Here is a 10876-nt window from a genome sequence, read left to right as displayed (position 1 = left end):
TGGGTTTTCGTCGATTTAAGAATAGCAGAGTTGAATTCTCTGTGCTACATAGAATTCAAAAAAGCTTCGGAAAAATTAATTTCCGAAGTTTTTTGCGTTAGCTGGGACTTATGTCCCAGCCTCTTTTTCAAATAAATTTATCTAACTTTCTTAATGAACATAATTAAAATTGCACCTAACAAACTAATTGCAAATGCGCAAGGGAAGATAGCTCTGTATCCACCAAGGTAAGTTACAATCAATCCGGCAACAACAGTACCAGCAATTTGTGACAACGTGTTAGCAAGGTTGATGAATCCCATATCCTTACCGGCAGTTTCCTTGTTTGGTAAAACAGCAAGGTTCAAAGCACCATCAACAGCGTTGTAAACACCATTGGCAATGGCAGTCATGATTGTCATTGCATACAAAGTCCATACGTGAGGAGCAATGAATGGGAAGAATTGACCAACACCAATCAAAGCCGTTGAAATTGCAACTGGTAGTTTCAGTCTACCCATCTTATCAGCAATTGGCCCTGAAATGGCAGTAAATACAAGTCCTAATACTAATTGAATTGAAGCGAATGTTGCTAAGGTTCTACTAGTTGTTCCTTGATTTAACTTCATGTAGTCAGTTAAAACGAAAAGCATGTACGCATTGGTGATTGTTCCACCCATAACCATGGCTAACTTACCAAGAACAGCAAGCCAGTAGTCTCTTGAACCCGCAGTTGGAAGTGAGAAGTGAGTCCAAATTGTTGACCAACTAAACTTATCACGCGGTTCGTCAAGATTAGATTTTTCATTAGCCAAAAGGACGTGGATAACACCCATTCCAAAACCAATTCCTGCCATTACATACATACCAAGTTTTGGATTTGAAAGGAAACCAGCAGCAATCATTGCAACAACTTGGATTGCTGTGTAACCCAATCCATAAAGAGTTGAAATGGTTCCCCGCCATTTAGGAGCAATTCTATCTGCTTGTTGGGCAACCATTGCGGCAGCAACGGCATTTTCTGCCGCTGCCACAATACCCCAACATACGACGATAGCCATCATATTGGTCAAATTAGCAACGACACAGATCATTCCGGATTCAATCAGGGTACCAATCAAAATCCATGGCTTTCTTTTACCAAATTTACTTCTCGTTAAATCTGAAAGAGCACCGAATAAAATATTTGAAATAGCGGCAACGATTGAAGTGACAGAAGCTAAAATTGCAATTGCGGCAACTTTTCCACTTGGATCAATTTGACTAAAATATTGTGGTAATAACGTATTTCTAACGTTACCAGCTGGTGCCAACCAAACGAATGGCCCAATAAACATTGCTAATCCGAATAATTTAGGAAACTTTGGTTGTTGTGCGTTGGTGACGTTTGCATTTGTTACTTCTCCAACAGATACACCCTGTCTTTCGACTTCGGTATCTTTATCGGTAGAATTCTTTTTCATGATTAACCCTCCCCAGGTTAGTAACCGTTTTCATTTTTCCGATATAGTAAGGAAAAAATCCCTACTTTAAAGTAATTGTGATAACGCTCTTTGGAGCTACTTTCAATGAAACCTTGCTATCAGATAGTTTAGCCCCATCATAATCTTGTTCTGAAACGACATCTGGATTATCAAAAGTGTTGTGAGCATCAATCTTATCGGCAGTAACTACTTTTGAATAAGTAATATCGCTGTATTTATTATCAAGGTCAAACTCAATATCTTGTTCTTTGTCCTTATCATATTTAACAACGGAAATTGTCAATTCACCATCTTTAGTTGAGGCAGTATAAGAAACATTTTCAATTTCTTCACCAAATCCTTCAACCAATTGAGCATCCATGTGTCTTTGATACATATCGAATACATAGTAAGTTGGTGTCTTGATCATCTTCTCACCGTCAGTCAAAATCATAGCTTGAAGAACATTAACTGTTTGAGCAATATTTGCCATTCTTACACGGTCTGAGTGTTTATGGAAAATATTCAATGTAATGGCAGCAACCATTGCATCCCGGATCGTGTTTTGTTGATAAAGGAATCCTGGGTTTGTGCCAGGCTCTGAGTTAGTCCACATTCCCCATTCATCAACGAACAAGCTAACTCGTTTTTCAGGGTCGTACTTATCCATGATAGTTGAATGCTTAGTTACTAACTCATCCATCTTCTTGGCATTAACCATTGTTGAGTCCCATTCGGATTCTGGGAATCCAGTGGCGTCTCCCTTGTTACCGGTTCCCCAAGTATTAGTTGGTAGATCGTAATAGTGAAGACTAATTGCATCTAGGAATTCACCGGCATTTTGCATAATCTTGTCTGTCCATTCGTAATCGTCCTCGTTAGGACCACAGGCAACCTTAACAATCGGCTCATCCTTGTTGTATTGGGGAACAAACGCTTGGTACTGACGGTACAAATCACTGTAGTATTCTGGGCGCATGTTTCCACCACCCCCCCATGATTCATTACCAATTCCAAAGAATTTAAGCTTCCAAGGATCGTTTTGACCATTTTGACGACGCCAATTTGCCATTGGTGATTCGCCATCCATAGTCATGTACTCAACCCATTCTGCCATTTCTTGGATTGTTCCGCTTCCCATGTTGGCTGCAACATACGAATCTGCTCCAAGTTGCTTCAACAATTCGAAGTACTCATGAGTACCAAAGGAGTTATCTTCAGTAACATCACCCCAATTGGTATTAACGATCTTCTTTCTGCCTTCTTTAGGACCAACTCCATCTTTCCAGTGGTAAGTATCAGCAAACAATCCACCTGGCCATCTCAAAACTGGAACGTGGATCTGTTTTAAAGCTTCCACAACGTCAGTTCTCATTCCGTTAACATTAGGAATGTTTGAGTTTTCACCCACGTACAGGCCTTCATATATTCCACGACCAAGATGTTCTGAAAATTGACCGTAAATATATTTGCTGATCTTATTGCCTTTCTTGTTAGTTAGCAATTCAATGGTCATTTAAAATTCCTGCCCTTCATGACAAATTATCTTGTAAACAAATATGTTAATTAATATCGATATTATTTTTAACAACGTTAATATAGCGCTTTCATATAACTGTGTAAACGAAAATCCGACAATTAGTCCATATTTTTGTAATCATATACTGTAATTTGTTAATAAAAATTGGACATCGTTCAAGTAAGCGATTACACTGTTAATAAAAATATTATGAATGGACCTGATAAATTTGGACATCGACGTATCAAACAACTCACTAACTGTCTTCTCAGCTTTGGACAGTCCAGTGCGAATCAAAATCATTCAGTTACTCTCAGAACGGAAAATGAACGTTAGAGAAATCTCTTCAGAGCTTAATCTGTCCAGTGCGATTACTATCATGCATCTTAATAAACTAGAAGCGGCTCATTTGATTGAACGCGAGAAAAAGGGAAGAGAACGGATTTCAAAACTCCAAGTCGATAAAATCAACATTACCTTCCCAAACCAACTTTATATTCCTTACAAGGATTGGCGAATTGACCTTCCGATTGGCCAATACACAAATTATGATGTTACGCCATCCTGTGGACTTGCTGGTCAAGATGGATTCATTGGCAAGGTCGATAATCCAAGCTACTTTATGGATCCAGACAGATCTGCCGCTGGAATGTTATGGTTTTCGAAAGGGTTCGTTGAGTATCAAGTACCTAATTACCTAACCGATAACCAATCTCTCGAGATGATTGAATTTAGCGCTGAACTTAGCTCTGAATTCCCGTTTTCCAACAATGTCTGGCCATCTGACATTACCGTTTCGCTTGATGGTAAGGAGATTGGCACGTGGACCAGTCCTGGTGATTTTTCTGACATCCGTGGCCGTTACACCCCAGATTGGGTTTATAACGACATGAATCAGTATGGATTATTAAAGTTGTTTAGAATTTCGAATCATGGCTCATTCATCGATGGTCAAAGATCTAGTAACACTCTGATTAGTGATCTTGACTTATCCAAAAATGCCTGGCCGTTAAGATTTGAAGTTAAGGACAGTTCAAAAAATGTCGGCGGTTGTACAATCTTTGGTAAAAACTTTGGTAACCACGACCAAGGAATTAGAGCTCGATTTTATTACAAAGATATTGTTTCAGAATAATATTTACAACCAAGAAAAGCTTAAAATCGGCAATGGGAGTGAGACTCACTCTTGATGTTTACTGCGTGTAGCAAAGATTTAAATATAAACAAAAATGCAACGATAACTTTCATTAAAATTATCGTTGCATTTTTTCGATGTGACTAGTTATGTCCCAGCATCGTTGCCGTTTTACTATTATCTAAATGCTTTTTATATTTGAATCTTTAAAGTGAAGGTTTACCAATCGATTTTTTGCTGATTTCCCAAAATCAAATCAATTTCCTTAAGCTCTTCATCAGAGAAGCTCAAATTATCCAAGGCCTTAACATTGTCATCGATTTGATCTGGGCGACTAGCACCGATTAAAACGGATGCCATAACTGGATTTCTTAAATTCCAAGCCAAAGCCATCTCAGCCAGAGTTTGGCCACGTTTGCTAGCAACTTCATTCAATTGCTTAACAGTAGCAATTGTTTCATCAACCTGAGTTTCACTTAAAAATGGGCTAGTAGACTTATGAGCTCTTGAATTGGCGGGAATTCCATTTAAATACTTATCAGTTAACAGTCCCTGAGCCAGTGAGCTAAAGCCAACCGCTGCTTTATCTAATTGTTCAAGAACTGGAAATAGGTCTCTTTCAACTCCACGTTGGAACATATTATATTGAGGTTGCGAAATAATGAACGGGGTTCCCAAATCAGTGAATATTTTAGCGATTTTTTTAGTCTGTTCACCGTTATAATTTGAGATTCCAACGTATAGTGCTTTACCTGAAATCACTAATTGATTCAATGCCCTAGCCGTTTCTTCAAGTGGCGTTTCGGGATCAAATCGATGGGAATAAAAGATATCCACATAATCCAATCCCATTCGCTTTAAACTTTGATCCGCGCTAGCAATAATGCTCTTCTTCGAGCCCCATTCACCGTAGGGCCCCGCCCACATCTCATATCCAGCTTTCGATGAAATGATCATTTCATCTCTATATGCTTTCATATCGCCGGCCATTATCTTGCCAAAATTCTCCTCGGCACTTCCAGGGACTGGACCATAGTTGTTAGCCAAATCAAAGTAAGTGATTCCCTTATCAAAAGCTTCATGAATAATTGCTTTCTGGTTTTCAAAGGAATCCACGCTACCAAAATTATGCCAAAGCCCTAATCCCAACGCAGAAAGTTTTAACCCACTTTTACCAACCCGGTTGTATACCATGTTGTCATATCGTTCTTTATTTGCAGAAAACATATTAATCTCCCTTACTATCAACTATTTAGCTTTAGCAACAAACAACTGTGATTGAAAATCAACACTACCCGTTCGTTCATCCCGATTAAAGTGAGAAACAAAGTAACCAGCATTCATTAACTCGTCACCATAATAGGCGTGAGAATCATTATTCACGAGATACTGCTTATCTTCATCTAACCCTTTGAAATACAACCGTACATAACTATCATTAGGGCGCTGCATTGTTTGATACAGTGCTGCAACTGCTACATCTTGGTTTTCGTCAACAACTTCCCATGAAGAATAGCTCCCCCGATTATCATACGGACTTTCAATTCGATAAAACTTACCAAATTGGAATAAACGACGATACTCTTTATAAAATTCTACTTGTTGCTTCATTTCAGCGATGATACTCTCATCAAGACTGGTAATGTCTAACTCATAACCAAAATCACCAAAGTACGCAACATTTGCCCTTGTTGATAGTGGCGTCTGTCTACCATTTAAGCCATTAGGTACTGCGGAAATGTGAGCACCCATCATCGAAAGCGGATAACCATATGATGTTCCATACTGAATCTTGATTCTCTCCATTGCATCAGTGTCGTCACTAGTCCAAGCCTGAGGTGCGTAGTACATCATCCCTAAATCAAAGCGACCACCACCTGAAGCACAAGATTCAAACAAAACATTTGGAAACTTATCAATCAGTTTTTGATATAGCGCATAAACACCAAGAATATAGCGATGACCAAATTCAAGTTGCTGATCTGCACTCAGCTTGGCTCCGAATGCCTCGGTGATATTCCGGTTCATATCCCACTTAACATAGTCTATCTGATTGTCCTCAATTATTTTCGCCATTGACTCAAACAAATATTCCACAACATCGTCCCTTGACATATCTAGGACAGACTGATGCCGTTGTGGCGTTGGTTTTCTCCCTGGTGCAACTATTAACCACTCCGGATGTTCTCGGAACAAGTCACTATTTTGCGAAATCATTTCGGGTTCAAACCACAATCCAAATTTCATCCCTAATCCATGAATTGATTCTGACAAATGCCCCAGCCCACTTGGAAATTTATCAAGGTTAACTTTCCAGTCGCCCAAAGAACTAGTATCGTCATTCCGTTTTCCAAACCAGCCATCGTCTAGAACCAACATTTCAATTCCAATCTTCTTTGCTGTTTTAGCAAAACTAGTTAGCTTTTCTTCGTTAATATTAAATTCGGTAGCTTCCCAATTATTGATTAGAATTGGGCGCAATTCATTTGCAAAATTAGGGTTTACCAAATGTTTTTCGTAAAACTTACCAAGCTGTTGACTTAACTGATTTAGCCCACTATCACTAAAACTAACAACTGCCTCGGGAGTTTGAAATTCTGCGTTTGGCGCAAGTTGCCACTCAAATTCTTCCGGATTGATTCCGACTAGCACTCTAGTTGTCCGATATTGGTCAACTTCAACACTGTCAATAAAGTTCCCAGAATAAACTAAGTTAAACCCAAATGCATTTCCCTGATCCTCGTTAGTGTCGTGTCTAGCAAGAATAAAAAATGGGTTTTCTTGATGGCTTGAAGCCGTTCTTAAGCTCCCAATTTCTTGGATCCCATCGTGAATAGCATCCCGACTTAATTCTCGCTCACGGGCCCATGAACCATGAAAATGCAATAAGTCATATTCTTTATCTGGCAAATCAAGTTGTAAGCTCAATGCTCGGTTTAATGACAAAGTTTCTGAGCCTTGATTTACAAATTTCGTTGACCGAACAATAACATCTTGATTCGGAAATACAGAATAATTAAGAAAAACGGTTAACCCCGTCAAATCATCGGTAAGTTTAATGGTCAATGTTTCTGCGTCATCATCATTATCATCAAAAGTTGATGGTAGTCCAGCTTCCAACCGCGATTTACCACTAGTTACCTGGTATCCTTCATAATTTAAAACGGTGACTCTACTACCATTTTCTTCAGTAACTTGAAAAGCTGGTTTACGAAAATCACCCTTCCCAAAACTAGCGTATTCTTGCTTGAGCATTTCTAGCTGGAAATCGCCATGGTCATTATCCAGTGATGGAATACAATTACGCCATTCACGGGTTTGTAAATTGTCATAATTATCACTTTGATGAACTTTCTTACCGTAATAGATTTGGCCAACCTCGCCATTCTCCATTACACCAACGATATAACTAGTGTTTTTGGTTTGAAGGTGAAAAAGTAATTTATCCTCATTAACGTTTATGCTCATTTTGTAAAAACTCCTGTCTATTTTTTATCTTCAATTGGTCCTGAAACTTTAAATACTTCATCACCACTATTAACATGACCTGTTTGAACAACTAAGTCTTTATTACTAAAGTGGTTGGAGTTGGAAACTGCTATCATAACTGTGTCATCAATATTGGCATTGATAATTGTCTGATCGGAGAATTCAATCAGTTTTTGGCCCTTCGTTATTCTGTCCCCTTGCTCAACAAACTGGGTAAAGCCATTTCCTTTCAGCGTAACTGTTTCATTCCCAATATGAATTAATGTTAATACGCCACTATCAGCCCTTAATCCGATTGCATGCTTAGTTGGAAAAGTTGCTTCAACAGTACCATCAAATGGAGCAATTATGACTTCACTTGTTGGTTTGATTCCAAATCCTTCACCCATAGTGCCATCAGCAAATTTGTCTTCATCAACCTGACTAAGTGGCATTATTTGGCCCGATACAGGGGCAATCAATGTGGTTACTTTTGAAGCATCGTCAGTTTCTTCTTCATTTTCTAAATGTTGATGCCAAGTCTTTTCCAGCTCATTAACAATTTTCTCGTGCTCTTTTTCATCAAGGGTTACCTTTTTGAAAAACACGAATGTTCCAATTAAAATCAGCAAAGCCGGAATCCCAAACATCATCAGCTTAAATACCAACGCTCCATGAGGGGTAACATCGTTCGCTGTCACGCCAGCTGTCATTCCAGCTAGAACAGCCGTTAATCCAGCGACCCCATTTGAAACTGCTCCACCTAATTTATCTAATAATGGACGAACAGATAATGTTAACGACTCGTCCCGGTGACCAAATTTAAGCTGACCATACTCTACTGAATCACTAATTATCATTAGGACTACTAAAAAGATCAATGGTTGTGGAATATAGAATAGAACAGCTGAAATTAAAACTAGCATTAATGATTGACCTGAAAACGCGAAAAGTATAATCGAAGCAATCATGACACCAATTGAAATGAAAAACACATTTCTTCGACTAAATTTCTGGGCCATTGGTGGAAAAGCTAGAACAGCAAAAATCCCAATCACCGAATTAAGCATTGCTAAAAAACTAAATTGTGATGGTTTACCTAAAATATAAGTAAAGTAGTACAGCTCAAGTGAATTCGTTATTTGAATTCCGGCAGTATATAGACCATATGTTAAAGATAGCCACATTAATTGGTCATTCCTACCAAGAACTTTGAACACATCTCTAAAACTTGTTTTTTCAGCATTTTTTCTAAGATCCGTGTCTGTTTCCTTTGTTCCGACTCCAACCGCAATAGCGGAAATCAAAGAAATCACCGCAATGGTCAGTCCAAAGACAAACCAGCCTCTCAAATCACCCTGACCATGATTACTGTTAACTGAGAAAGCTAGTACCAGTGGCATAACAAAGATACCAACAATGTTAGCACCAATTGTAGAACCGACTCTAGCAAAGGTCGCAGTCTTTTCGCGTTCCTTTGTATCAAACGAAATCGCAGGAATCATCGACCAAAAGCCAACGTCCTTAAAGGAATAAAAGATATCCATCGTGATGTACAAAATTGCAAAAATAATCAAATACATAATTGGATTACTGTTATTCAATCCCCCCATATTGGAGAAAAGAATAGCAAGAACAATTGATCCAACAGTTCCCCCAGCTAGAATCCAAGGCTTAAAATGCCCCCCACCGGCTATTAGTATTATCAATCGTATTTCCAATGAATGGATCAATTGCTAACTCAACAAACCTAAGGATAAAAATAATTGCCGTGATATAACCAATCATCTTGGCATTTTCACCACCCGCTGATTTATCAAACAAGTGGGCCGTCACAAACATAATAAAATACACAGACAAGGTATTGTAGAACATATCATGTCCAAAGGCCCCAAAAGCGTATGACAATCTAGAGGTTAGTTTCTTTGCTGTACTAGGCTTTACATCCATAAATAGCAACTCCCTTTCTTAATAAGTTTCACCTATGAATGTAAACGGTTTCCTAAACAAAGTCAAGAATATTTATTAAACAAATTTTATTTTTCATTATTGTTTAATTTTGTTTATTAAACAAACGCTTTATGTTTAATTTGATTTTCAATTATGCTAGACTTAAAGCATTAACAAAGTTGACGAAAGAAGGGATTATAAGTGCCGACAATCAGAGATATTTCTAAAGCTGCCCAAGTTTCACCGGGAACAGTCTCTCGGGCTTTGAATCCAAATAAGAGTAGTTCTGTTTCTGAGGCTACTAGATTAAGGATAATCACTATTGCCAAGCAAATGGGATATTCGTTACCTGAAAAACATACTTCTCCTGACAACGACTCAACTACAAACAATAAGCACCTTAAGTTTGCCTTAATAAATACCCACACGATCGAAGAAGAAACTAAGGATGAGTATTGGCGATTAGTTAGACTGGGAATTTATAAACAATTGGAAAGCGAACAAATCGATCTTGAAAAAGTTTTTGATTTAAGAAGTGGTATGCAACCGTCTGACATTGCGGACTACGATGCCGTATTAATTGTGGGAACAATCTCAAAGAAAACTGCTAGTCAACTATGGCATTTTAACCATAAACTCCTTGTCATTGATGGTGGCGTTAATCTGGATCAATATGCCCATACAATCGACACCAACTTTAACGAGCTTACTAAACAAGCTTTAACTCTTTTATCTCAAAAAACTGATAAAGAAATTGCGATGATCAGTGGCCATAGAAGGGAAGTCGGCCTTAACGGGACGGTAAATGATCAAGTTGAAGACCCCCGGGTCACCGCATACAAGGAGTGGTGCCTAAATAACAATCGAAATCAGATTTTGATCAACACTAACTGGTCGAACAGTGATGCTTTGCAACATACTGATGACCTATTAGATTTGTATGGGGATAATTTAGGAGCAATCATTGTCAACTCAGACTCCTTACTCGCCATTGGGACATTGAAGAGTCTTCGAAATCACAATATCGATGTTGGTTCACAAATATCCTTACTTAGCTTCGATGATATGGATTTTGCGGCCCTACTATCCCCTGCTTTGTCAACAATCTCAATTCCCAAAATTGATTTAGGAAGAGCTGCTGTTCTTAAAGCTAAATCAATTGCACAATCATCAAGTATGAATTGGACTGAGAGAACCATCATCCCCGGAGATATTGTTTTTAGGGACACTTTTAATTCCTGAATTGTCAAATTAAGTGCAACGCAACGTTAAAGAATGACTCATATGGTGTTTTCCAGCCTAGACATTTACGAGGACGCTTGTTCAACTTAGTGGCATAGCCCTGAATTTCTTTATCATTGA

The 10876-nt window shown here is 38.5% G+C and carries 6 protein-coding genes and 2 pseudogenes; 2 read left to right on the top strand and 6 right to left on the bottom strand.

Features of this window, described 5'->3' with window-relative positions:
* Positions 1–137: 137 nt before the first annotated feature.
* Positions 138–1442, bottom strand: a complete 1305-nt coding sequence (locus QOW94_RS10550) for an MFS transporter (RefSeq protein WP_283680417.1) — start codon at positions 1440–1442, stop codon at positions 138–140.
* 61 nt (positions 1443–1503) lie between these two features.
* On the bottom strand, positions 1504–2958 hold the full coding sequence (locus tag QOW94_RS10545; RefSeq protein WP_283680416.1) for an alpha-N-arabinofuranosidase: 1455 nt from the start codon (positions 2956–2958) through the stop codon (positions 1504–1506).
* Between the two features lie 232 nt (positions 2959–3190).
* On the opposite strand from QOW94_RS10545, the gene QOW94_RS10540 reads away from it, so the two are divergent.
* Positions 3191–4096, top strand: a complete 906-nt coding sequence (locus QOW94_RS10540) for an ArsR/SmtB family transcription factor (RefSeq protein WP_283680414.1) — start codon at positions 3191–3193, stop codon at positions 4094–4096.
* A 219-nt stretch (positions 4097–4315) separates the two neighbouring features.
* Here the strand turns inward: QOW94_RS10540 and QOW94_RS10535 are convergent, their stop codons facing one another.
* The 3 genes and pseudogenes from QOW94_RS10535 to QOW94_RS10525 all read right to left on the bottom strand — a co-directional run bounded on the left by QOW94_RS10535 (position 4316) and on the right by QOW94_RS10525 (position 9514).
* Positions 4316–5323: an aldo/keto reductase gene (locus QOW94_RS10535; protein ID WP_283680413.1), complete on the bottom strand. Its 1008-nt coding sequence runs from the start codon at positions 5321–5323 to the stop codon at positions 4316–4318.
* Between the two features lie 21 nt (positions 5324–5344).
* Complete coding sequence (locus QOW94_RS10530) at positions 5345–7564, bottom strand: alpha-galactosidase (RefSeq protein ID WP_283680412.1); 2220 nt, start codon at positions 7562–7564, stop codon at positions 5345–5347.
* A gap of 17 nt (positions 7565–7581) precedes the next feature.
* Positions 7582–9514: pseudogene (locus tag QOW94_RS10525) on the bottom strand (sugar MFS transporter).
* Between the two features lie 201 nt (positions 9515–9715).
* On the opposite strand from QOW94_RS10525, the gene QOW94_RS10520 reads away from it, so the two are divergent.
* On the top strand, positions 9716–10756 hold the full coding sequence (locus QOW94_RS10520; RefSeq protein ID WP_283680411.1) for a LacI family DNA-binding transcriptional regulator: 1041 nt from the start codon (positions 9716–9718) through the stop codon (positions 10754–10756).
* Between the two features lie 4 nt (positions 10757–10760).
* Here the strand turns inward: QOW94_RS10520 and QOW94_RS10515 are convergent.
* Positions 10761–10876: pseudogene (locus QOW94_RS10515) on the bottom strand (IS30 family transposase); the annotation flags it as partial.

The organism is Lentilactobacillus sp. Marseille-Q4993, from assembly GCF_951230165.1.
GTDB lineage: Bacteria > Bacillota > Bacilli > Lactobacillales > Lactobacillaceae > Lentilactobacillus.
The sequence above is the reverse complement of the archived record's forward strand: the minus strand, read 5'-3'. Positions and strand labels throughout refer to the sequence as shown.

Excerpts from the sequence above, each read along its gene's own strand:
- QOW94_RS10550 (WP_283680417.1), bottom strand. The coding sequence starts at position 1,442 with ATGAAAAAGAATTCTACCGATAAAGATACCGAAGTCGAAAGACAGGGT.
- QOW94_RS10545 (WP_283680416.1), bottom strand. The coding sequence starts at position 2,958 with ATGACCATTGAATTGCTAACTAACAAGAAAGGCAATAAGATCAGCAAA.
- QOW94_RS10535 (WP_283680413.1), bottom strand. The coding sequence starts at position 5,323 with ATGTTTTCTGCAAATAAAGAACGATATGACAACATGGTATACAACCGG.
- QOW94_RS10530 (WP_283680412.1), bottom strand. The coding sequence starts at position 7,564 with ATGAGCATAAACGTTAATGAGGATAAATTACTTTTTCACCTTCAAACC.